Annotated in this window: 22 protein-coding genes; 4 read left to right on the top strand and 18 right to left on the bottom strand. The window is 48.0% G+C overall.

All coding sequences use genetic code 11. The annotated features are described in order from the left end of the window. From H5T88_08850 to H5T88_08780, 15 genes are all read right to left on the bottom strand, one after another. Positions 1 to 319, bottom strand: a 319-nt coding sequence (locus H5T88_08850; GenBank protein MBC7330450.1) for a hypothetical protein, incomplete at its 3' end; no start/stop codon positions are given. Between the two features lie 40 nt (positions 320 to 359). Next, positions 360 to 626 (bottom strand): RHS repeat protein, encoded by a 267-nt coding sequence (locus H5T88_08845; GenBank protein ID MBC7330449.1) that lies wholly within the window; start codon positions 624 to 626, stop codon positions 360 to 362. A gap of 504 nt (positions 627 to 1,130) precedes the next feature. Further along, the gene (locus H5T88_08840; protein MBC7330448.1) at positions 1,131 to 1,754 is read right to left on the bottom strand and encodes a 1-acyl-sn-glycerol-3-phosphate acyltransferase; all 624 of its coding nucleotides are present in this window, start codon (positions 1,752 to 1,754) and stop codon (positions 1,131 to 1,133) included. Next, positions 1,739 to 2,434: a (d)CMP kinase gene (locus tag H5T88_08835; protein ID MBC7330447.1), complete on the bottom strand. Its 696-nt coding sequence runs from the start codon at positions 2,432 to 2,434 to the stop codon at positions 1,739 to 1,741. Before H5T88_08835 ends, H5T88_08840 begins: the two co-directional genes overlap by 16 nt. Next, positions 2,401 to 2,715, bottom strand: coding sequence for a hypothetical protein (locus H5T88_08830; protein ID MBC7330446.1), 315 nt, complete (start codon positions 2,713 to 2,715; stop codon positions 2,401 to 2,403). Before H5T88_08830 ends, H5T88_08835 begins: the two co-directional genes overlap by 34 nt. After that, a complete protein-coding gene (locus tag H5T88_08825) occupies positions 2,716 to 3,267 on the bottom strand; it encodes a BMC domain-containing protein (protein MBC7330445.1) in 552 nt (183 codons plus the stop codon). Then, the gene (gene amrS, locus H5T88_08820) at positions 3,249 to 4,289 is read right to left on the bottom strand and encodes an AmmeMemoRadiSam system radical SAM enzyme (GenBank protein MBC7330444.1); all 1,041 of its coding nucleotides are present in this window, start codon (positions 4,287 to 4,289) and stop codon (positions 3,249 to 3,251) included. Before amrS ends, H5T88_08825 begins: the two co-directional genes overlap by 19 nt. Next, positions 4,286 to 5,593 carry an SLBB domain-containing protein gene (locus H5T88_08815; protein MBC7330443.1) on the bottom strand — a complete coding sequence of 436 codons (1,308 nt, stop codon included), beginning with the start codon at positions 5,591 to 5,593 and terminating at the stop codon, positions 4,286 to 4,288. The genes amrS and H5T88_08815 overlap by 4 nt, the downstream gene beginning before the upstream one ends. 2 nt (positions 5,594 to 5,595) lie before the next feature. Then, complete coding sequence (locus H5T88_08810) at positions 5,596 to 6,999, bottom strand: aldehyde dehydrogenase (protein MBC7330442.1); 1,404 nt, start codon at positions 6,997 to 6,999, stop codon at positions 5,596 to 5,598. A 20-nt stretch (positions 7,000 to 7,019) separates the two neighbouring features. Then, on the bottom strand, positions 7,020 to 7,289 hold the full coding sequence (locus H5T88_08805; GenBank protein ID MBC7330441.1) for a EutN/CcmL family microcompartment protein: 270 nt from the start codon (positions 7,287 to 7,289) through the stop codon (positions 7,020 to 7,022). Further along, positions 7,286 to 7,933: a hypothetical protein gene (locus tag H5T88_08800; protein MBC7330440.1), complete on the bottom strand. Its 648-nt coding sequence runs from the start codon at positions 7,931 to 7,933 to the stop codon at positions 7,286 to 7,288. Before H5T88_08800 ends, H5T88_08805 begins: the two co-directional genes overlap by 4 nt. A 34-nt stretch (positions 7,934 to 7,967) precedes the next feature. Then, positions 7,968 to 8,228 (bottom strand): BMC domain-containing protein, encoded by a 261-nt coding sequence (locus H5T88_08795; GenBank protein ID MBC7330439.1) that lies wholly within the window; start codon positions 8,226 to 8,228, stop codon positions 7,968 to 7,970. A 63-nt stretch (positions 8,229 to 8,291) separates the two neighbouring features. After that, positions 8,292 to 8,612 carry a BMC domain-containing protein gene (locus tag H5T88_08790; protein MBC7330438.1) on the bottom strand — a complete coding sequence of 107 codons (321 nt, stop codon included), beginning with the start codon at positions 8,610 to 8,612 and terminating at the stop codon, positions 8,292 to 8,294. Positions 8,613 to 8,646: 34 nt separating this feature from the next. Beyond that, a complete protein-coding gene (locus H5T88_08785; GenBank protein ID MBC7330437.1) occupies positions 8,647 to 8,964 on the bottom strand; it encodes a BMC domain-containing protein in 318 nt (105 codons plus the stop codon). Then, the gene (locus H5T88_08780; protein MBC7330436.1) at positions 8,936 to 9,706 is read right to left on the bottom strand and encodes a class II aldolase/adducin family protein; all 771 of its coding nucleotides are present in this window, start codon (positions 9,704 to 9,706) and stop codon (positions 8,936 to 8,938) included. The genes H5T88_08785 and H5T88_08780 overlap by 29 nt, the downstream gene beginning before the upstream one ends. Positions 9,707 to 9,945: 239 nt before the next feature. Between H5T88_08780 and H5T88_08775 the strand changes: the two genes are divergently transcribed. Genes H5T88_08775 through H5T88_08760 form a run of 4 tightly spaced genes read left to right on the top strand, consistent with a single transcriptional unit; the run spans position 9,946 to position 18,781 of the window. Beyond that, positions 9,946 to 14,454, top strand: coding sequence for a M28 family peptidase (locus H5T88_08775; protein MBC7330435.1), 4,509 nt, complete (start codon positions 9,946 to 9,948; stop codon positions 14,452 to 14,454). A 15-nt stretch (positions 14,455 to 14,469) separates the two neighbouring features. Next, positions 14,470 to 16,440, top strand: a complete 1,971-nt coding sequence (locus H5T88_08770; protein ID MBC7330434.1) for a hypothetical protein — start codon at positions 14,470 to 14,472, stop codon at positions 16,438 to 16,440. 22 nt (positions 16,441 to 16,462) lie between these two features. Then, positions 16,463 to 17,632 (top strand): Gfo/Idh/MocA family oxidoreductase, encoded by a 1,170-nt coding sequence (locus H5T88_08765; protein MBC7330433.1) that lies wholly within the window; start codon positions 16,463 to 16,465, stop codon positions 17,630 to 17,632. 54 nt (positions 17,633 to 17,686) lie between these two features. Continuing rightward, entirely contained in the window at positions 17,687 to 18,781 is a 1,095-nt protein-coding gene (locus H5T88_08760; GenBank protein ID MBC7330432.1) for a M48 family metalloprotease, read from the top strand. A 22-nt stretch (positions 18,782 to 18,803) separates the two neighbouring features. Here H5T88_08760 and H5T88_08755 read toward each other — a convergent pair whose 3' ends face one another. The 3 genes from H5T88_08755 to H5T88_08745 all read right to left on the bottom strand — a co-directional run bounded on the left by H5T88_08755 (position 18,804) and on the right by H5T88_08745 (position 23,754). After that, entirely contained in the window at positions 18,804 to 20,879 is a 2,076-nt protein-coding gene (locus tag H5T88_08755) for a hypothetical protein (protein ID MBC7330431.1), read from the bottom strand. 168 nt (positions 20,880 to 21,047) lie between these two features. After that, positions 21,048 to 22,298: a DegT/DnrJ/EryC1/StrS family aminotransferase gene (locus H5T88_08750; GenBank protein MBC7330430.1), complete on the bottom strand. Its 1,251-nt coding sequence runs from the start codon at positions 22,296 to 22,298 to the stop codon at positions 21,048 to 21,050. Then, positions 22,285 to 23,754, bottom strand: coding sequence for a hypothetical protein (locus H5T88_08745; protein ID MBC7330429.1), 1,470 nt, complete (start codon positions 23,752 to 23,754; stop codon positions 22,285 to 22,287). The genes H5T88_08750 and H5T88_08745 overlap by 14 nt, the downstream gene beginning before the upstream one ends. Between the last annotated feature and the right edge of the window lie 10 nt (positions 23,755 to 23,764).

Genomic DNA, 23,764 nt, shown 5'->3' with positions numbered 1-23,764 from the left:
CTAAACATGATACAGCTGCCCCCAAGTTAAGAAGCTTATAGATAAAAGGTGGTATTGGGATACGCCCATAAGTATGAACGCTAGAGGCTGGGTTATTAGCTACATAACGATATCCCTCCGAGGCACGAAGTTTCCCAAAATTTACGAGATCTTTCACGCCAAACCTTCCAATCATAGGATTATACCATCTTTGCGTTAGGAGATACATCCCAGCATCTCCATAATACCCGAGCTCGCCGAGATAGGGATTGGTGAGAGAAGTCAATCTTCCCAGAGCATCATAGCTATAACTAGTCTGACCGCCAAAATAGTCGGTCATACTCGTTCGCCTTCCTGCCCTATCATAAGTACAAGATATTTTATCTTCTATTTGGCAAGGTCTTCCTCGTCAGTCTTCCCACTGCGTAGTTCTTATAGCCCTCTCCCGTTCCGTTATTGTAGAGCTTATGCATCAACCTTCCCATCGAATCGTAGAAGAAATATGTCTTCCATCCTCTTCCGTCAGTTTTGACCTTCAATTTCCCATCTACCACCTTCGTCAGATTGCCATTGGCATCGTATTGATACTGAGTTATATCGTTCAAGGCATCCCTCACTTGAACCAACCTACCTTGAAAACCGTACAAATGATATAATAGTTTTGCCTATCTGTCAATACGCGTCTCGCTTCCTTTTGGGATGGTTCCGTTCATTGTGTTCCATAGTATATATGTGTCCATTTTTGCGAGTTTTGCTCGCTCATTATTTCAAAAATTTGCGGAGCTCTCTTTTCACCAAGCGAAATCTTCTTCTAACCGTTCCCTCCGGGCATTGGAGGAAGTTCGCTATCGCCAAATCCTCCCTAATCGCTCCACCCTCACTCCATAGCCTCTTCACTATTCCCCTTATTATCCTGAAACATCTATTATAGATGTAATCCCTACCTTTAAGCCATCGCTTACATCAATTTATTATGAAGAAAGAAGAAATTGTCACTGCTTTCCTTCGGAAAGCCTCGCAATGACACAAGGGTGGAGATTGCAAGGCTTTCCTCGAGGGGCATTAGATTGAGCGAAATACATTTGTTGATGCTCGTCAGTTCCTTGTTTGATATAGCTTATTGTCTAAGGATGTTAGTGGAGCCCCACCAATCACTCAAACTCCCTTTTCCCTTTTTCCAATAGCTCCCTTATCCTCTCCATAACCTCCTTCGCTATCCTTTTTCTCAACTCTTTTGGCTCTCCTTCCATTGAAGGATAGAATGGCTTCCCTATGTATACTCTTATCTTTGCGGGATGGAGCATAATCGCATCTCGGGGAAGAGCCTTGTCAGTGTTTATTACCGCTACGGGAAGAACTGGCGCTCCGCTCTTTTGCACTAAAAGCGATATCCCCAATTCGGGCTCCTGTAATCTCCCATCCCTGCTCCTCGTCCCCTCAGGGAATATGCAAACCGCTTCCCCTCTTTTAAGCAAATTCAGTGCCTTTCTCAAAGCTATCCTATCGGGCATTCCCCTCTTTACGGGAAATGCATTCACCAATCTCAATATCAACCCCAAAATGGGTATGCGGAAAAGCTCCCTTTTCGCTATGTAATAGAGCTTCCTATATGGCATCATGGCAACGCCAAGAAGCGGAGGGTCCAAGTAGGATATATGATTCGCCGCTACTATCACTCCCCCCTCTTTAGGGATGTTCTCCTTGCCATAAACCTTTAGGTGTAAGAAGTTGCGAAAGATGATATGGAGAAGATGGGCTCCTATCCAATACCACATTTCTCGCGGATAATCCTCAGCGCTTTCTCCACCATTTCCTCAATCGTTAAGTTATCGGTATTTAGAAGAACGGCGTCCTCCGCCATCCTCAGGGGAGCAACGCTTCTTGTGGAATCCCTTTTGTCCCTCTCCTCTATCTCCCTCTCCAAATCCTCCAAATTCACCTCATAACCCTTTTCCTTTAGCTCTAAATACCTCCTAAAAGCCCTTACTTTCACTGATGCAGTTAAGAAAATCTTCACATCCGCGTCGGGCAAGATAACCGTCCCTATATCCCTTCCCTCCATAACCCCTCCATTCTCAGCCAATTTTCTCTGAAGTTCAAGCAGGGCTTCCCTTACCTTTGGATGCTTTGAAACAGGTGAGGAGAGACGGGTTATCTGCGGAGTTCTTATCGCCTCAGACACATCCTCCCCATCAAGATATACCCTCATTCCCCTCTCATCTCTTTTAAATTCAATTTTCAATTCCCTTGCGAGCTTAGCTAAATTCTCCTCATCATCCTCGCTTATCCCCATCCTATGCGCCTTTAAGGCCAAAGCTCTATATATTGCCCCTGTATCAATATAAGGGATACCCAATTTTTCGCCAAGCAGACGGGCGAGGGTGCTTTTGCCCGCTCCCGCTGGACCATCTATAGCTATCTTTAAACGATTAAGAGTCGTGGATTGATTCTCCATCTCCTCACCTTGGGAGCTGACCAACCTTCCTCTTCCCTCCATCCCGCCTCCAGTAGCCATCCCTTTCGGGCAAGATTGCTGATTTGTTTTCCGATGTAAACATAGGGAGTATAGCGCCTTCCGCTTCCCTTCCCACCCTCACAGCCATAGCGCTCAACAAGATGGAAGAAATCATCGCCATATCTCGTTCTAAAAGCTCTTATGACATCAAAAGTGGTGAAATCACCCCCCAAATCCTTCATTACATCCAAGAGCTTGGCGTAAACATCCTCAATTACCAACTATTTCAATCCCTCCCAAATCGCGGGATGAGGAGAAGCTATTACCGCTGTTCCCACGAGAATTCCCTCTCTTGAGGCGAGGGCTGCTCCCGCCTCAACCGCTGATGTGACGGCAGATACATTTCCCGTGAGAGTTACGAAAGCCTTTCCACCCAAGCCCCTCGCCACCCTTACCTCAATGAGTTGGACATTAGCCGCTTTGGCTGCTGCGTCGGCGGCTAAAATAGCGGAGGAAATGGACCAAGTCTCTATAATCCCCAACGCCTCTCCAACTTCAAATTCGGTGGTGGCGTTTAGAGCGGGAAAGACGGAGGGATGTAGATTGGCTATAACCATTCTGTCAATAACATTATCCTCCCCGAAGGCGACCGCGGCGTTTAGGGACGTCTCAACCTCCGCTACTTCTCCGCCGATGACGACTGTGAACTTCCCCGGGCAAAGGGGTGTAGCTAAATAGAGGGTTACCTCGGCGGATTTCAGCATTATATCCAGCGCTTCCATTCCCCTTGCAATTGATACAAATTCTATAACTCCTAAGGCGTTTTGCGCCATCTCTCTCCTCCTTCTTTCATAATTATCGGTATTCTCTCTCCGCAATTTGGACAGCGTCCATTAACTATGTTTATGGAGAGAACTTCAAAGGAAAAGCGAGTTATCAAGGGTGTTCCGCAGGAAGGGCAGTAGGTATTCTCATAGCGATGACCGGGAATATTTCCCAAATAGACGAACTTCACCCCTCTTTTCCTCGCTTCCTCATAAGCCCACTCCATCTTTCTTATCTCCGTGGGTGGAGCATGGAAGCGGTAGGCGGGGAAATATCTCGTGAAGTGAAGGGGAACGCTATCACCTAAATCCTTTAGATGGCGCTCAATTATCCATATCAAATCCTCTTCATTATCGTTCAGGGAAGTAACCATCAGGACGACAATCTCCAAATGCATTCCCATCTCCAAGGCTAATCTGGCGTTTCTCCAGGGAATCTCTCCATTAGCCTTCAAGAACTTCCTATATTTCTCAAGCGTTCCCTTTATATCTATTTTAATTGCGTCCAGTCCCGCCTCCCTCATGCCTTTTAGTGCTTCCTCCGTCATATAGCCGTTTGAGACGATGCAAGTATAAAGCCCATTTTCCTTAGCAAGAGGAAATAAATCAAGGCAATATTCGTAGAGAAGGGTTGGCTCAGTGAAGGAAACGCAGATTCCATCGTCCCTGCCTAAAGCCATTTCTATAATTTCCTCAGGGGAAAGGAACCTTCCCTCTTCCTCAATATGTTTTGAGATTTGCCAATTCTGACACCAGGGACAGGGGAAATTGCAGGAGTAGGTGGAAATGGTAAGGGCTGTTGAGCCGGGATAGAAGTGGTAAAAGGGCTTAATCTCTATTGGGCGGGATTCAATGGCGCTAAGATTCCCATAGGAGAGGGTAAAGAGAGAGCCGTCCTCGTTTAACCTCATCCCGCAGAACCCCCTTTTCCCTTCCTCAATAGAACACCTTCTCTCGCAGAGAAGACACTCTACTTTCTTCTCTTCCTTCCTCTCCCATAGAGATGCTGACCTGAGCGCTAATCCCCTCATCCTTTCTCAATCCTTATCTCCTCGGCTGTAATGGAACGAACAACCCCATCTATTGAGGAGTGGAGCTTAGCTCCCAAGGCACCATCCGGAATATCCGCTATCAAATCCCCTTTCCTAACCTTATCTCCCACCTTAACCACCGGTTTAGCGGGAGCGCCAGCGTGTTGTTTAAGTGGTAAAACTACGTAATTCGGTTGATAATCTATTTCCTTAAGGGGAGCAGGGAGGTCATATTGGGATATCCCGAGGCGAGAGATAAGCCTTGAGGTTGGCACCCTCTTAGCGGAGAAGAGCGCCCTTGTTGAAGTGGGTTGCTTTCTATGAGGATTGGGGACCTTATTTTCAATCAGTTTTTGCTTGAGCGACTGGATGATTCTGCGAGGAGAGAGCCCCATAGGGCAGGCGTAATTCTCGCAGAGCCCACAATCACAGCATAGATAAGCCTCCGTTAATTTATCTGGCTCCGCCAATCGCCAGGAAAGGACTTTCATAACGAGATGAGGCTCCATTGAATGACCGAGGAGATAGCGAGGGCAGAGCTCAGTGCATTCCCTACAATTACAGCAGGTTGCTACCGCCCTATTTAGAACCGCTTTCAAGTTTGGGGAAAATTTTCCCCATAGGGAATGGCTTTTTGGGAAAAGAAGTATTGCCTTCGTGGTTTTGAGAATGGGGTAATCTAATGAAGGGATTAACTTTCCCGTATTTGGACCGCCATCTATGAGGAAGAAATCTTCCACTAAAGCTCCGCCAGCGAGCTCAATCGCATCTCTAACGGGAGTGCCCACGGGAAGTTTGAAAGTGCTTGGATTAGCCACTGCGCCGCCAACGGTCACATATTTCTCTGTAACCGGTTGACCGTCAAGCGCCCTGCCTATATTGATGACCGTTTCAACATTAAGAACTACACATCCCACATTTAGGGGAATCCCACCTTCTGGGACGATTCTTCCCGTCACATCATAGACGAGGATTTGCTCATCGCCCGCGGGATAGAAATCGCCGAGAATAAAGAGCTCAAAGGGACCTTCGCCCTTCAGCGAATCAATAGCCTTTTTATACTTCGGCTTGAGGGCAACGAACACCTTCTTCGCTTTTATTGCCTCCCTTGCGGCTTCCAACCCTCTTAAAAAAGTGGCTTTCTCCTTTGGAAGAATCTGCTGGTCAACCCTGAGAAGGGGCTCGCATTCCGCACCATTGACGATGAGAATTTCCGCCTCGGAGGAGAGCTTTATGTGAGTGGGGAAGCCTGCCCCTCCCGCGCCTACTATTCCTGCTCCTTTGACCTTTTCTATAATCTCCATTATTACAGGATGCCGCCGCAGAGGATGAAGCGTCTCCTTCTGCAGAAGTCCCTAGGGCGAGTTGGTCCTTCACCAGTAGAAGCGACGGTCATAGCGAGATAACCTTCCCCTTCCGTTCCAACCGCAGCCAATGAAGGACCATTTATGATGCAGTAGTTGGTATGAAGTTCCTGGCGGAAGCGTAAGATATTGGGCAAGTTACGAGAATGAAGGATTGCGGTGTGCTTGAAGTTCCTCTCCGCCTTGAGAACAAGCCTCAACCCCTCCTCAAAGTTTCTAACCCTAACGAAGGGAAGGACGGGCAGAAGCTGCTCTTCCATAACGAGGGGGTGGTCGGTGTCGCTTATCTCAATCACGATTATCTTTGGTTCCTCCTGAGTCATTATCCCCGCCATCCTTAATATAACGCCTGCATCCAACCCTACACACTCCCTCTTTACCCTTCCATCCTGGATTATCGTGTTAATCACTCGCTCAGCTTCCTCACCTCTCGCCTCATAAGCCCCCTGCCTCTTCAGCTCCCTCATCAGGGCATCGGCAACGGAGTCCACCACAACAATTACCTTCTCCCCGATGCAAAGGATATCGTTATCAAATGAGGCACCCTTAATTATATCGGCGGCTGCTTTGGGTATATCCGCGGTCTCATCCACTAAAACAGGCGGATTTCCTGGACCTCCAACGATTGCCTTCTTTCCGCTTTGAAGAGCTGCCTGGCAAACGCCTGGTCCTCCCGCCGCCGTAACCATACTAACTTTGGGGTGTTGCATAAGCTGTTGAGCTACCTCCGTAGAGGATTCCGCTACGGCTGTTACGAGATTAGGAGGACCTCCCGCTTCAACAATCGCTCTATTTATTACCCTGATTGTTTCCTTCGTGCATTCTTTCGCTTGAGGGTGGGGAGAGATAACGATGGAGTTCCCACCCGCGATCATCAAAATGGCATGGCTGATGACAAAGGAAGTGGGATTCGTCATCGGAGTGATGGAGAGGATGACTCCATAGGGGACATATTCTTGAATAGTCGTCCCCTTTGGACCGACTATGATTTCCGGCTCCAAATCCTCCATTCCGGGAGTAAGTAGGGCAGCCGCTTCGTTCTTCTTCACTTTGTCCTCCACCCTACCCATCTTCGTTTCCTCTCTCGCCATTTCGGCGAGTCTGCGTGCGTTCTTAAGACCTGCCTGCCGAATAGCCTCTATTATCTCCCTTCTTTTATCTAACCCCAAGGCAATCAGTTTCTTCTGGGCTTCATAAGCTGCCTCAACTGCCTCATCGGGAGTGGCGAATATCCCATCCTCTCCGCCACTCTTCATAACAGGTTGAGGAGAGGGAGCTTGCCTCTCGAAAAGTTCTCTAATAACCCTTTGAACGACCTCTCTTATTTTTTCCTCGTTCATAGCCATAGCGGGATACCTCCCTTCTATTATTTAGCAAAATCTATGGAATCTATGATGCCCACTATTGAGGCATCAACAGGAGCGTTGGGATTATCAACCGCCAATCTCGCCGGCGAGCCAAGAGCGACAACTACCATCTCCCCAATCCCCGCTCCCACAGTATCAACCGCAACAAGGGGCTCTCCCCTTTCCCTGCCCTGAGGGGTTAAAGGCTGAACTATCAAAAGCTTGAACCCCTTGAGGTCTTCCTCTTTACGAGTGGAGACAACCATTCCTATAACTTTCGCGATAATCAACTCTGCACCTCCTCTTTTATCTGTATTCCTAACCTCTCCGCCAACTCGCGAGCCATATCCGTAACGATTGAATTAGGAGGCAAAAGCATAACCTGAAGACCTTTCTCCTTTGCCTCCCTTATATCATCTTGAGTTATGATCATCCTCTGGGGTGGCGAAGTTGAGGGAGCGGGAGCAGGGGAAGGCGTTTCCTTTCCCGCCGGAATAACTCCATAGGAAAGCAAGGTTTCCCAGTACCCCTTGAGGAGATTGGCTAAAGCGGGCGGGCAAGCCTGAGGAAGCTTCAAAGGCTCAGCGTATACCTTTTTCCCCGAGGATAGTGCCTGGAAGACCGCCTCAAGTGCGGGTGTATCAAACAAGCCGAGCGCCATCTTTGCTACATCGCTTACCCTCAACTCGGAAAGCCAGACCTCCTCAAAACCCTCCATAGAGAGGTTTCTCTGCCAGATAACAGGGTTTTTGCCCTGTTCTCTCAGCCTTTGAAGGAGGTTTGAAGGAGGGGAGGTATGGAGCATTATGACCAAAACTGGCACACCCTCCCCTCCACTTGACGAGGAGATTTGAGGAGGTGGACTTTTCGTCCCCTCACTCAATAGGCGGCGAACCTCCGCCTCCACCAGCTGAACGAGGCGGTCTAAATCCACCTTACTTTCCTTCCTTTAGGCAGATAATTTCCGCCTATAGCTTGAACTTTTCCAGAAGCTTCTCCAGGCTCTCGTGTGGTCTGGCGATGATGTGGACGGATACTACCTCCCCCACCTTCTTTGCGTTAGCCGCTCCCGCGTCAACCGCAGCCCTTACAGCGCCGACATCTCCTCTCACCATAACCGTCACATAGGCGGAACCTACCTTCTCATAGCCCACGAGGACAACATTAGCCGCTTTCACCATCGCATCCGCAGCCTCAATCGCTGGGACGAGTCCTCGTGTCTCAATCATTCCTAATGCTTCCAATCTTACAGCGGGGGCTTCAGCCACCCGAAATCACCTCCTTAAAAATTTTTAATCTATTTCAATAAATCTTTGCTTCTCAATTTCCGTAGCCTCTTTTCCTCCTATCTCCTTCAATGGTTCCTCCAAACTCTCGTGTGGTCTGGCGATGATGTGGACGGATACTACCTCCCCCACCTTCTTTGCGTTAGCCGCTCCCGCGTCAACCGCAGCCCTTACAGCGCCAACATCTCCTCTCACCATAACCGTCACATAGGCGGAACCTACCTTCTCATAGCCCACGAGGACAACATTAGCCGCTTTCACCATCGCATCCGCAGCCTCAATCGCTGCCGTCAGTCCTCTTATCTCTATCATTCCCAACGCTTCCATCTCCTGTTCCTTTATTTTTTTCACCTCCTTTTCCTCATTCTATCTCCAAAAACCTCTGTCTCTCGGAGCCAACCGTTTCCCTGCTCTCTATCAAGTCTATCAAGCTTTCCACGGGGCGGGGGATTATATGGAAGGAAACCACCTCCCCCACCTTCTTCGCCTCTGCAACACCCGCCTCCACGGCGGCTTGAATTGCGGAAACATCACCAGAGATTTTAACCACCAACATTCCCCCTCCTCCCTTAGCCAGTTCATACCCCACGAGCCTCACAGCCGCCGCCTTGCAGGCAGCGTCAGCCGCGGTCAATCCCGCCGTCAATCCCTTAACCTCTATCAGACCCAAAGCTTCCATCCTTGCTCAATTCCTCCATAATCCTCTTCGTTATCCTGTCAACTAACCCTTCCAACCCCTGCTCGCCTAATGCTCGGAAGGCACAATCCTGGCAGAGATGACTCGCAGGTGCCCTGTTGCGGGATTGGAGAAGCCTGGAAACCTCCTCTTGACTGAGCACCCTTTCTCCTCCGAGAAGACGGGCGAGAAGGGAGATTTTCGCGAAGTGCTCCAATGTCTCCATTCTATAGTATGCGTGGATGGGTGTATCGCCGACTGTGAACGCCCCGTGATTCTCCAAGAGGACAGCGTTTCTATTCCTGATATAGGGTCTGATGGCTTCAACGAGCTCGGGTGTGCCTGGTGTTCCGTAGGGGGAAAGAGGAACGCCGTCAAGGTGGAGGATAGCTTCTGGGAGGACAGGATGCTCAAGGGAGATACCGGCGACAGCGAATGCGGTGGCAAAGGGAGGATGGGCGTGGAGGACGGCTTTGACATCGGGACGCTCTTTATAAATCATAAGGTGGACGAAAATTTCCGAGGATGGTTTCAGGTAGCCCTCCGTGGCGTTGCCGTCCATGTCTACCTTAACTATCATATCGGGGGTCATAAAACCCTTGGAGACACCTGTAGGGGTGGTAAGGATGAAATTATCATCAAGTCTACAGGTGATATTTCCGTCGTTGGCAGCTACAAAGCCCTTCTGCCAGAGCCTTCTGCCAACTTCAACTATTTCCTGTCTTAAAGCGCTTTCTTTTTCCATCACTTTTATTTTAGATATAATAAATATGGGTGTCAAATGTTTTTAACGCTTTAAATTTCTCTTTCACCTTGCAGAGGTTTGAATAATGGTTTAAAAATATTGCAATGCACTTGTTGCTTTTATAAAATATTGATGATGTAGATGATATTGACAAAGGATTTTTTCTATACTATTCTAAAAATAACCAAAACTTTGGGGAAAGGAAGGGACTCCAAATGCGAAAAAGTATAACTATTATAATGTCTGTGCTCTTCTTGTCCGTGGCTTTCTTGCACGGACAGGAGAAGGTCAAGCTCACTCCTGAGCTGCGCAAGCTCTATCGGGAGCTGACCTCAGCTGTTAACGAGCAGAATATACGAGAAACAATAGCTTATCTATCCTCGTTTCCCAGCAGGGTCACGGGCTATCCGGGATGTGATGCGGCAGCCAAATATGTAAAGAAAAAGTTTGAGGAGATAGGGCTTCAGGATGTCACGATGGAGGAGTATACGCTCCCCATCCCCTACGATAGGGAAGCCAGCCTTGAGATTCCCGCCCTCAATATAAAGATGCGCATCTACCCCCTCTGGCCGAATGCGATAAGAACTCCCTCCCTCCCACCTGAAGGGGTTAGAGGTCCCTTAATCTATGCGGGAGACGGATATCTTCACTCCTTTGATGGGAAGAAGGTTGAGGGCTCGGTAGCATTGTTGAATTTCAACTGCGGTTCCCATTGGCTCAATGCCCCCCGCCTAGGGGTCAAAGTTGTTCTTTTTGAAGAGCCTGATACAACTATGCGGGGTGAGGCAGAGGCGAAGTTCATCTCCATCCCCATTGATATAGCGCGTTTCTGGGTGAAAAAACAGGATGCTCAAACCCTTAAGAAACTTATCGCTGAGAATCCAAATCTTGAAGTTGTTGTTAAATGCTCAATGCCCTGGGAACGCAGAACAGGTTATAATGTGATAGGATTCCTTCCGGGCAGCGACGAAGAACTTAAAAACCAGCTGATAATCATTGAATCCTTCTTTGATTCCATATCAATAGCTCCTTCCCTCGCGCCTGGTGCTGAGAGCGCCTCGGGAATAGCGGCTATGTTGGAATTGGCGCGGATTTTCAAGGAGAGACCTCCTAAGAGGTCCATTCTTTTCATCGCTACCTCTGGGCATTTTGAAGCTCTCAGCGGGATAAGGGCTTACTTTACGAAGCATTTCAAAGAATACGAGAAGCTCGGTCCCATGGAGAAGATCAAGGGCTTTTTCGCTCGTGTTTTCCACACGGGATACAAGCCAAGAGAGATAAAGAAGGTTTACCTCTTCACCGGACTTGACCTCTCAAGTCAATCCAGGGCGTTGGGAATTTTCTACAAATCCATGTTCTACGAGATAAGGGAGGACCGTCAGAGGGACTTCTCTGATATCGCAAGGGTCTGCAGGGAGAATGCGGAAAGAGTAGCGGAGTTTATGAAGGTTGAGCCGGAGCAGATTTTCGCTGACGGCGTCAATCCCATAGCGGGAAAGCCCTGGAGGACATTTATACCGGGCAAGGTGGCTTTAGATGCGGAGTTGTTCACTATGATGGGTGGATACGGTGTTTCCTTCTTCACGATAAACGACGCTCGCTCCTTGGTAGATACCCCATTTGATACAATTGATAAGATGAATTTCTCCAACTTGATGACGCAGGTGAAGCTTCTCGCCTGCCTTTATCATCATATCCTTAACGACCCACCCCGCAAGGGAACAACTACTGCCCTCCGCTTCCCCATCACCGAGCCCTCAAAGATTGAGAGATTGGGTTTGATGAACGGATTCGGCACGCTCGAAGGAAGGGTTGTTTACTGGGACCCGAGAAAGAGTTTCATACCCGATGTTCCAATTCCCGATGCTGTCGTCATGTTGAAACATTGGAACAAGAGTATGATGGGGGTCAGGGGACATATGATTGAGATGACTGATAAAGAAGGTAAGTTTGAGTTCAATGGCGTGGCTACGATAACCGCTATAGGGTGGCGTAGACCGGCTACAGTTAACGCATATAAGCTTGATGATAAAACAGGAGAGATAATCTATGCTCCCGATTTGGGGACGATGGGAGCGGAAGCTTATCCGGTGGATGCTATGATGACCGTGGGGAAGAAGCATGTAACAGTGGTTACTTTCCGTTGTGCTTCCGTTTCCATATTTGACCTGGTTGACCCGCAGGGATTGGCAATCCTGAGCAATATAGCAATCCTTGATGGTATAACGGACGGAACGCCCCGAATGTATGGGCAAGCAATCAGCTTACCTGAAGCTTGGATGCCACATGTTGATGACTGCGCCGTGATTTTCGCTGAACCGGGGAGCAGGATTAAGATAATAATGGGCGCAGGACCCGCAGCCACAAGATTTCTCCTCTTAAATGCGTCGGAGAAGAACCCCAAAGGGGAGGGCTACGAGGTTAAAGGTTCAGGAACGCTTTACTTTACGCCCTACAAGGTCGCAAAAGATATGTGGATTTGGGACGAGTATCGGATGTCCAAACTAAGACGCTTCCGCATAATCAACGATGTTCTGGAGGACCTCCATAGAAGGGCAAAGGAGGAATTAGATAAGGCGGAGAAAGCTCTTGCCAGATTGGATTATAGCCATTTCTACGCTTATTCACGCAGTGCTTGGGGCTACGAGTCGAGGGCTTATCCCGCCGTGCGGAGCACGGGAGACGATGTTGTGAGGGGAGTTATCTTTTATATGGCGATTGTCATTCCCTTCGCCTTCTTCCTGGAGAGGTTGCTCTTCGCTTTCCCTACCCTCGTCCAACAGTTAGCAGGTCTGGGCGGAATATTCCTGGCAACTTTTGCCCTTTTCCGCTACCTCCATCCTGCATTTGAGATCGCTCTTAACCCTCTCGTCATCCTCCTTGCTTTCGTTATGCTGGCAATGGCTTCCGCAGTAGCAACCGTCGTTATCGGAAGATTCCAACAACAGCTGAGGGCTCTTCATCGCTCCCTCACCGGCATTCATAGAGTAGATATAGGCAGGTTCACTATTGCTGCTTCAGCCCTTTCTTTGGGCATTTCAAATATGAGGAGGAGGAAGGCAAGAACAGCCCTCACTTGTATAACTCTTATCGTTCTAACATTCGCCGTTTTAGCCTTCACTTCCGTTAAACCCGTTATGCGCTTCAATAAGGTGCCTGGCAAGGGAATTCCACGCTACCAAGGAGTTATGTTGCGGACACCAATGTGGAGCGAGCTGCAGGAGGTGGCTTATCGCCTTCTCTACGACGAGTTCACACCAAAGGGCTATAAGGTCTCCCCACGCATCTGGTTCTACACCTCCGCTTGGGATGAACAATCCTTCGTAACCCTCTTGTCCGCAGCCAACCCCGACCTAACCTACGATGTTAAGGCTCTCGTTGGGTTAGGCGCAGAGGAAGCTGGGATAACAAGACCACAGGAAGCTCTTAAAGCGGGAAGATGGATAGAGCCCGATGATAGATATGTTTGCATAATTCCCGAGGGGGTAGCCAAGAAACTGAAAATCGGCAAGGCGGATGTGGGGAAGGCACAGATATTGATAGGCGGCGTGAAGTTCACTGTAATAGGTATTTTGAATAACAACAAATTTAAAAAGATAAAGGACTTAGATAATGAGCCAATTACACCCGTTGACTTTGTGGCGATGCAGAAACAGCAACAGCAGGGACAGACAAGCCAGCAGGCAGGCTTCAGGGAGTATATCCATCTTGAGCCGGATGCCGTTGCGATTATCCCTTATCAAACCCTCCTTAATATGGGAGGGACGCTGCGCTCCGTGGCTGTAGACCTCGTGTCAGCTGAAGAAGTTAAGAGGGTCCTCGGCGATTTAATGCCTCGCTTAGCTCTTAATATGTATGCTGGAGAAGGGAAGAAGATATCCCGCTATTCCACGCTCGCTCTCTCCGCTCCCATTGGCTGGACTGAGCTCCTCATCATCATATTGATTGCCGTGCTCATCGTCCTTGATACGATGCTTGCCGCCGTTTACGAGAGGGTAAGGGAAATAAGGATATTCGCCTCCTTAGGCTTAGCGCCTAACCACATCGCTATGCTCTTCTTCGCAGAGGCGCTCGTTTACGCGGTTATCGGCGCGATTGCGGGATACATAGTAGGGCAAACGATAGTTAAGATTATGATAGCTACCGGTAAGCTTGGACACCTTTACCTCAACTTCTCCTCCATGTCGGCTGTTCTTGCTACATTCGCGGTAGTTGCTGTCACCCTCCTATCCACAATTTATCCGGCAAGGAAAGCCTCGGAGGTAGCAACTCCCGCGCTTGAGAGGTCTTGGAGCTTGCCCGAACCTGAGGGAGATGAGTGGCACATCACGCTTCCTTTCTCGGTGACGGGCGAGCAATCAAGGGGGTTGGCAGGATTTCTCAAGGAGTGGCTTGAAGCATATGAGGAATACTCCGTGGGCGACTTCGTGACCGCTGATGTGAAAGCACATACATTTATGAAATATGACACCAAGGGTTATCAAATAGACTTTATGACCTGGCTTGCTCCCTTCGATTTGGGTGTAAGCCAGAGGGTCAGTATGATAATAGAGCCCACCACGATTAAAGATGTGTATGACATAAAGATGGTGATAAGAAGGGAAAGCGGTGATGTGGCGAACTGGAAGAGGGTAAATAGGCGCTTCCTCAACACTATAAGGAAGCAGTTCCTCATCTGGCGCACGATAAGTGTTGCGGAGAGGGAGAGGTATGTGAAGCTTTCCGAAGAGTTAGTAGAACTCACCTAAGGAGGTGAACCCCGCTTGGAAGTAACGAGAGAAGAAGTTCCCGAAGCAGTAGGTGAGATAAAAGAATACGAAGAAGGTTTTACTTGGAAGACGGTATTAGGGACATTCTTCGTGGGCATAATCATCATGCCCGCCGCCATCTATGTGGGTTTGGTAGCTGGAACGGCTGTTGGAGCGGCTGCCCAATGGATGACGATTATCGTTTTCAGCGAGGTGGCAAGGCGCTCCTTCATCCCCCTGAAAAAGCAGGAAATTTACATCCTTTTCTATGTGGCGGGTGGTTTGGCGGGGATGGTTGGCACAGCCCTCGCGGGAGGTCCCTTTGCCTGGTGGATTTGGAACCAATACTTCGCCGGCTCGCCCGCAGCCAAGCAGTTCGGTATCTATGGTAGAATTCCCACTTGGGTCGTCCCACCTCCCGATAGCCCAGCTATTATAAATCGCACGTTCTTGGATTCCGCCTGGCTCGTCCCCTTCTACTTGCTCCTCGCTGGACAGGTCATCGGGCGTTTGAACTGGATAGGGATGGGTTACTTCCTATTTAGAATAACCTCCGATACGGAACGGCTGCCTTTCCCCCTTGCCCCGATAGCAGCTGCGGGAGCGACTGCGCTCGCGGAGGTTGGGAGAAAAGAGGAAACTTGGCGCTGGCCAGTTTTCTCCACGGGAGCAGTTTTGGGACTCATCTGGGGATTCTTCTATGTGGGCATCCCATCTATCTCAAGCGCCTTTATGGTCAAACCCCTCCAGTTAATCCCCATCCCTTACATTGACCTTACCCCTACCACCGAATCCTTCCTCCCTTCCGCCCCCATAGGTTTGGTGGGAGACCTAGGGCTATTCATAACGGGTTTCGTCTTGCCTTTCCCGATAGTTTTGGGGAACTTAATCGGCTCCGTCCTCTGTCAAGCTATAGCTAACCCCATAATCTACCATATGGGCTATATGCCCACTTGGCGACCGGGAATGACGATAATCTGGACTCAATTCGCTACAGCCTTCGATGTTTGGATAAGCGTGGGGGCGGGTTTCGCTGGCGCAGTTGCCATGATTGGCTTCTATAGCTTGGGTAAGGTTTTCGCTACGGCGAGAAAACAAGCAGGTGGTGAGAGAAGGGGAATCTTGGCACCTCCACCGGGGAGAGGCGATTTCCCCCTCGCTGTAGCCATTGGTATGTGGTTCACAGGAACGCTTGCCTCAGTAATCATTTGCCATAAGCTTGTCCCCAAATTCCCCCTATGGATACTCGTCCTCTTCGCCTTCCTATGGACACCATTGAACTCCTATATCTCTGCGAGAATGATTGGCTTCGGCGGCTTCTTCCCAGGCATTCCCTACCTCCGGGAAGTGACGATTATCTTAAGCGGATACAAGGGAGTGGATATCTGGTTCGCCCCTATCCCCCTCGCTGATTACGGTGGAACAGCCCAGTTCTTCCGGGAGGTAGAGCTAACGGGAACGAAATTCACAAGCATTCTCAAGGCGGAAGCTTTGATGTTCTTCGTTATCCTCGGCTTCTCCTTCCTGTATTGGCAATATATCTGGAAGCTTCGCCCAATCCCCGACCCCGCTTATCCCTATGCTCAGAAGATGTGGCCGCTCAACGCTATGAACTCAGCCCTCATAATGACTGCAAACCAAAATCCTGAGCAAGCCTGGCTCCTCAAAGCTTTAAAGCCTAAAGTCATTACCGCAAGCTTCGGGCTAGGGCTTATTATATACATCCTTATGAGCTATTTCGGACTCCCACCGATGTTCTTCTACGGCTTCGTTGGAGGAGTTACCGGTCTGCCAGCTAATACATTGGTGATATTCATCGGCGCCCTCTTAGGGAGATATTACTTCGCGAGGAGATTCGGAGAGCATAGATGGCGTGCTTATACTCCCGTTCTGGCAGCTGGCTATGGATGTGGGTTTGGGCTCATAAGTATGATTTGTATAGCCTTGACACTTATAGCTAAATCTGTAAGTTATATGCCCTATTAAATCAGGGAAAGGAGGAATGGATATGAGGACTATTAAAGCCGGAATAATCGGCACGGGTTTCATCGGACCGGCTCATATAGAAGCTGCGCGGCGATTAGGGTTTGTTGAAGTAGTTGCCTTGGCGGAAGCGGACTTAGAAACAGCGGAAAGGAAAGCCAAACAATTAGGTGTTCCTCGCTATTATGGGGATTATCGGGAAATGCTCGAGAAAGAGAAGGAATTGGAAGTAATTCATAACTGCACGCCCAATTATTTGCATTACGCGATAAGCAAGGATTGCCTTCTAGCGGGTAAGCATTTAATCTCAGAAAAGCCCTTGGCGATGAATTCTCAAGAATCAAAGGAGCTCGTCCTTCTCGCTCAGGAGAAGGGATTAGTCAATGCAGTTGACTTCAACTATCGTCATTATCCCCTCGTTCAGCAGGCAAAAGCGATGGTGGAGAAAGGGGAAGTGGGGAGGATTTACGGAGTTTTCGGTACCTATGAACAGGATTGGCTTTACCTTGATACGGATTATAACTGGCGAATAGAACCGGAGCTTGGAGGAGAATCAAGGGCGGTTGCGGACATCGGCACCCACTGGTGCGATACCGCCCAGTTCATCACGGGATTAAAGATAAAGGAAGTCTTCGCCGATATGGAGATTATCCACAAGACCAGGAAGAAGCCGAAAAGACCGATAGAGACATATGCGGGAAAGGAACTAACCCCAGAGGATTATGAAGAGGTTCCCGTTTCAACTGAGGATTACGCCAGCGTTCTCCTCCGCTTTGAGGGAGGAGCAGTGGGGGTCTTCACTGTCTGCCAGGTTTTCGCTGGTAGAAAGAACAGACTTTATATAGAGATAACGGGTTCAAAATGCGCCCTCGTCTGGGACCAAGAGGACCCGGAAAGGCTTTGGATTGGTAGAAGAGAAGCGCCTAATCAGGTCCTAATGCGGGACCCTTCCCTTCTCCATAAGGAAGCGAAGGATTACTGTCACTATCCAGGTGGTCATCCTGAGGGCTATCCCGATGGATTGAAGAACTTCCTCCGCAATGTTTATAGATACATAGCTGAGGGGAAGGACCCAAGGAAGGACCCCTGCGATTTCCCCACTTTCAAGGATGGTCATTACGAGATTTTGATGGTGGAGGCGGTTCTGAAAAGCGCCAGAGAGAAAAGATGGGTTGAGATAAATTACGACCTTTAGGGAAACAAAAGGGAGATTTTAGCGTCTAATATATTGAAGGGATAGTGAGAGAATTTGAGAAATCTCCCTAAGGTTTTATTTCTCTTTTTCAGCCTGTTTTCCTTGCTCGCCTTCCCCCTCACCCGGGAGGAAGAAATAGAGCTAGGAAAGCAGGCGGCTTTGGAGGTTGAGAAGGAGTATAAGCTTTACGACAATAAGGATATTCTGGATAAAGTAGACAAGATAGGGAAAACACTGGCTGCGGTATCGGAGGACCCTTCTCTTCCTTGGACATTTAAAGTCATTGTCTCCGATGAGATAAACGCATTTACCCTACCTGGAGGCTTCGTTTATCTCACTACCGGTCTTCTTTCCTTCGTCAGCACTGATGACGAGCTTGCTGGTGTTATAGCGCATGAAATAGCCCACGCAGCCCGCCACCACTTCATCAAATTAGCTGAACAACAGGCTAAAACAGAAAAGCAAATCGCCCCCTTCTTGTTAGCTGCCCTATTGGGAGCCAAAGGAAACGACTTTGAGAATATATACCTCGGTCTTCAGTTGATAGAGATAGCGAAGATGCACAGCTACGGGCAAACTCTGGAGGAGGACGCTGATTTATCGGGTGCACAATACCTCATAAAAACGGGGAAATATAATCCTGCTGGGATATTGACATTCCTTGAGAAGCTTGCAAGGATGGAGGAGAGGGGTGTTAAGCAAGAGTTGGGCATTCTGCAAACCCATCCATATGCGAAGGAAAGAGTTTCCAAACTTCTTTCTTTTCTCAAGTCCTCATCAGTGGAGATAAACAGAAGAAGAGCAGCTGGGTTATTCGTTGTTCGGCTTCAGCATATGGGTGACAGCGTTGCCGTGTATATAGATAAGCAATTAATAGTCCAGCTTCCAAGCGCGACCGGTGCTCAGGCGGCGGGAAAGATGGCTGAAACGCTTGATAATTTATTAGATAAAGAACTTAAAGTTTGGGAGATAGGGGCAAGAAGATTACCGAACGGAAACTCAGCGGTTGTGGCAAGAGGAATTGTTCTGATAGAGATTTCCCCTGATATGCTTCCGGATAGGCGTCAAGATACATTCGCTTTTGCCGAGACGATAGCGGGAAACATCCGCCACCGCCTTCTCCAGGAATTCCTAAACCAGATTTACTGAATGCTTCATTACTTTCGCCTTGCTAACCCTTAAAGCCAAGCAGATCTCTTTTTATTTTTTCTATTGGTATTTCCTCTAATAGAATCAACGATGTAATGGGGATTAGCAAGAACACACTTGCCACCACACCAGAATCATTGAAGGCGAAAGCGATGAGCAAAGAGAGAAAGACCGCTTTAAACCAGCCTGAGGCTTTTTTCTTTGGAATTATATAGCTGATTATATAGTGGATTAGAAGGAGGACGATTTGAACTACCAAAGGCATCGTCCAGTCGCTGAAGCGCAGAAGCTTGACATTAGTCATAACCTTCCTTTGAACCAATTCGAGCAAATCCCCCACCCTGCCGAGAAGCAGTTCTCTGAAAGCCAATCCTATATGAGTGCTTTTGGCGAATATATCAAAGGCGATGGGAAAAGAGAACAAGGCGAGGAAAAAAACGAAAACATAAATGTAAAATTCCCTTTTCCTTTTCACTTCAGATAATAGGAAATAAGAGAAAGCCGATATAGCCGTGAGAAAACCTCCCCAGTTCGCTCCCCACCAGGGAGCACCTATGAGAAGAGAAAAAACAACCCAAGCTATCAGGATTCCTAAAAATCTTTGGTGATAATAGCTTAAAAGTAGCAAGCAGCCCACTACCAATCCAGCGAACTCATTTCCAATTCCGTAATAACGAGCCCCTTCCTCAACTGCATGCCCAATTCCTGATACACCCATTAGCTTCCCACCCCGAAGTATGTCTAAAAGTATGAGGAAAGATAAGGCGAGGGAGATATAGAGCAAGGCTTTTTGAGGCTTGAGAAGACACAAAAAGAAAATGAGGATTAACAGTAGAGGGAGGAAGATGGAGAGTTGAAGTCCACTGAGAGGAAAAGGAGAAAGGATGAGCAAGCCAAGAGGAAGGATAAAGGGGAAGAGGGAGAAATAGCGAAATCCAGGGAAGAAAATAGGAAGAAAGAAGGCTAATAGAAAGAAGCCTACCGTTAAACCTATTATGTTACCGCTTATAATTCTATGGATTGTCCAACTGCGCTGGCTCTCCCTGCGAATTTGTCGGAGTCTTTCAACCTGTCCTTCCACTGGCTTAGCCACAACCTTTCTCCCCAAATAGAGACGCTCGCTACCACAGAAGAAGGAGAGAATTGTGGGCGGGAAATCGTAAAGAGAAACTACGCCAATCGTCTTGGTCGTCTTGGATGTCAGCAATCCCTTCATCTCAGCGCCAGAAAAAATGATGGGAGATAGAGTGAAGCCTTTACTCAAGGAGAACATTCCGGGATAGGGAGAAATGAGGATGAGTAAATCATCCTTCCTCAAACAGGTGATTATAAACCCTATCAAGTCGTCAACATCTTTAAGAATCCTTCCTATGAAGGTAGCGCGCATCGCCTGGCTTATGTAAGGATATTGGAGGTCAACTCGGAGGGAATCTCCCGTTTCCACCAAGATGAAGACATTGTCTTGTAAAAGATAACCTTTCAATTTCTCTTTTAAAGAAGAGAAGTTAGTGCGGAGTCCACCTGGGAAGAAGGGGTCTGGTTTCACTAAATTGCTATCAACCTCTCCTTCTCTGATTATCCCCCTTGAATTCAGGAGCACGCAGCTTGCCTCTCTATGAATCCCGCTAACAGTATCGGCATTCCCTAAAAGGATTACCTTCACTCCCTTCTCTTGGAGCAAATCTCCCAAAAGATGATAATTTGCTTTCCCTTTAAGGGAAGAGTTGCTGTTAACTATGTAGGGGAAGCCGATATGGATAAGGGAATTAGGAGGAGACTGAACCCCCCAATTTCTCAAGAAAACATCGCTTGCCTTCTCACCTTGAAACATTTCGTTTGGGGAAAGGCAGAGGCGAGCTTCCTCTTTGGGGACAAGCCTGCGAGCGCTTCCCATTGAAAGATAAGCCGATTCGCAAGGGTAGCGCTTGTTCAACTTACAATTAGCAAGCCCTATTGCTCCGTTTTCCATTATATATTCAATGTTTCTCAACCCTTTCCCAAGGACATCCTCAAGGGTTATCCCTGGAAAAGAGACAACAACTACCCTTTTGGCGAGAAGTAATGAGGCGATGAATAAGAGAATTATCAGCCGCTTCATAAATCATTAAATTCTACTCCAAAAGTGTATGGTAGGAAAGCAAGATGATGCTTATTCTTTAATTCATCTTTGATAATTTTATAATGTGCCTGCCTCTTCATAGAGGGATTCGTCCTCCCGCAAATGAAGAACGAGTTGTAGCGAGGTGAAGGGAGATAAAAACGCTTATCATAAGGCAAAAGCCTTTGAAACCTTCCTCAAACCCTTGATTATATCCCTCACTTCTTCCTCCCCCCAGCTTTCGTGAATCGCCACATTGAAATGGTTCTTTATCGCCTCCAAGGCGTTTGGAGTGAGGAATTCCCTATTGGGGTCTCCGTTATAATCGGGGCATGCCCACGGATAACCTGATGTCCCAAATACAGAACGATTCTTGAACCAATCCATCAAATGGGGAAGGGCAGATATATAGGAGGGAGTGATTGGCAATCCCTCCGCAATGAGAGCCTGGCAGAACTTTTCTTTATCCACCTTGCATCTCTCTTTATGAAAGCGAATCCTCAAGAACCAATAGCTCGGCTCAGCCCCAGGGAGACAAGCGGGAACGGAAATTGTCTCCAAATCCTCAATCTCTTCCTTTATCCTCTCTACGATTTCCCTCCTTTTCTCCACAATTTTGGGCAATTTCCTCAACTGCACCCTCCCAATGACGCAAGAAAGCTCATCCAAATTGAAATTTAAAGATGCGATTACATTTGTTGAACCGGGAGGAAGTCCAAAGGGCTTTCCCCTATCAGCGCTTCTTCTTATCTTCCAATAAAGCTCTTCGTCCTTCGTGAAAAGGATTCCTCCTTGCCCACCCGTGCAGTAGTGCTTGCCGAACATAGTTGAGAAAACGCTTATATCGCCGAAAGTCCCCAGATATTTGCCATTAAGTCTTGCACCATGGGATTGGGCACAATCCTCAATTACGGGAATATTATGTTTCCTTGCTATTTTCACGATGTTTTCAATATCCGCTGGCTCACCGCCAATGTGGGCGACCACTATTGCAGAGGTTAGAGGTGAGATGAGCTTTTCAATTTCCTCAGCGGAGGTATTATAGCTGTTTGGAGCGGTATCGGCTATTACGGGGATGCAGTTGAGGAAGACTATTGGCATCATGCCGCCGGGGTCGGTTACTGCGCTAACGATTACCTCGCTGAATGGCTCGGGATTGAGGGCATGGAGGGCAACGAAGAGAGCTGCGGTTCCCGAGCTTACAGCGTCAGCATACCCACCACCGAGAAAATCGGCGAATTCCTTGCAATAGGCTTCCTCCTCGGGACCATTGTAAACGATTCCCTCCCCTGTTGCTATCACTCTGTCAAGATAGGAGAGAATGGCTTCCCTTTCTTCCTCACCTATGAGGAAGCGGGGAGGAAAGGGTTTCTCCCTTGCTTTGGGACCTCCATCAATAGCAAGCTTATCCTCGCTCACTTTCCAAGCCTCCTTTTTGCAAAGATTTTTCCTTCTTTCCTATCTCAAGCTCCTCAAGATAGGCGTAAGTGCACCAGTAGGGAGAGGCGAATTTGAGGTTGAGTTGATATATTAAATAGATGAAAAGCTCCTTCGTCATATATTTCCTTGGCAACCACTCAAGAAGGAATAACCCAAGGAAATAGAGGAGGACACCAAAGCCCTTATGCCAGCTTTTGAGCAAGGCGAGGGCAGCACCGCTTAAGATGGTCAATAAGTATCCAAGATAGTATCTCCAACTAACTCGTGGAGGAGACGGAACTTTTTCCATTGGGGGTTTAATTGGTCCCTTTAGGAGAAGTTGCCTGGCACAATTCAGACAGAGATTCAAAGATACTCCATCCTTTTGTTTTGCCCCTAATTCAATAAGCCTTTGCCAATTCCCTTTTGCACAGAGATAGCCGAGCTGGAAACGCTGGCTGAATCCCTGAGGGAGCTCCTCTATCATCTCCCTAACTGCTTCCCATCTCCCTTGCTTCGCAAGGGAAGAAGCGAGTATTAGCCTTTCTCCCGCGTTAAGAGCAGGGGAGGCATGAGTTAGAAGCGAGATGCATTCGTCGTATTTCTGGAGGAGATACTGGGTTAAAGCGAGATATGGCCTCGCCCTCAACTCCCCATAGGAGAAAGCTCTGTTCAATTTCTGATAGGCTGAGCTGAGATTGAAACGCAGTAGGTCTCTTAAACCGAGGAAAAAATTGTGGAGAGCAGGCAAGGAGCTTTTCCCATCGTAAATCTCCGCTTGAAATAGGTCGCTTGAATTCGCCAGCAAGTAGCCTCCCTCACATACATCTTTGAAGAGGAAGGTTTCAAGGTCGAGTTCCGCCTGAGGAATGTAGCGAGAGAGCATCTTTAAAAGTTCAGGAAGACGCTCAATATCCATGGGGATAAAAAAGAGACCGTCTTTTATCAATATCAATTTCTGGCGATTTGCAATCTCTTCTTTATTTTGCCCGAGGAGCTCCCTCAAATCTTCGGGCGAAATTGAGACGAGGGCGAAGCCGTGGGATAGGTAGCGTGAGACAAGAGCTAAGCCTTGTGATAGGTAGCCGATGATGAACCTTTCCTCCCTCTTATGCGGACAGTAATAAATGCCTTTAACTTTATCGTAATCCATAGAGGATTTGCGATATTTTATTCTTTTATTTGTGAGTACCAAACTATACCCTATTTTCGCTTTATCCACGAAGCAGAAGCCGATGTATAGTAAGATGCAGAAGAGAGAAGCAATAAACAAGATGAGCAATGAAGGGGAGAGAAAACGGAGAAGGGAGTCCATTGAGAAGAGTAGGATGAGGATAATCAAGAGTCCTGATAAGAGGAAAACAGCAATAAGGAGGGCGATTTTATCCCCCTCACTGGGTTGATGGAAGCTCGCTATTATTTCCTCTTCGCTTCTGCCTTTTTTGAGAATCTTCATCTTTTCAATT

It is taken from the genome of bacterium (assembly GCA_014360495.1).
Taxonomy (GTDB): Bacteria; Armatimonadota; JACIXR01; order JACIXR01; family JACIXR01; genus JACIXR01.
This window is presented reverse-complemented; position numbering and strand designations above follow the sequence as displayed.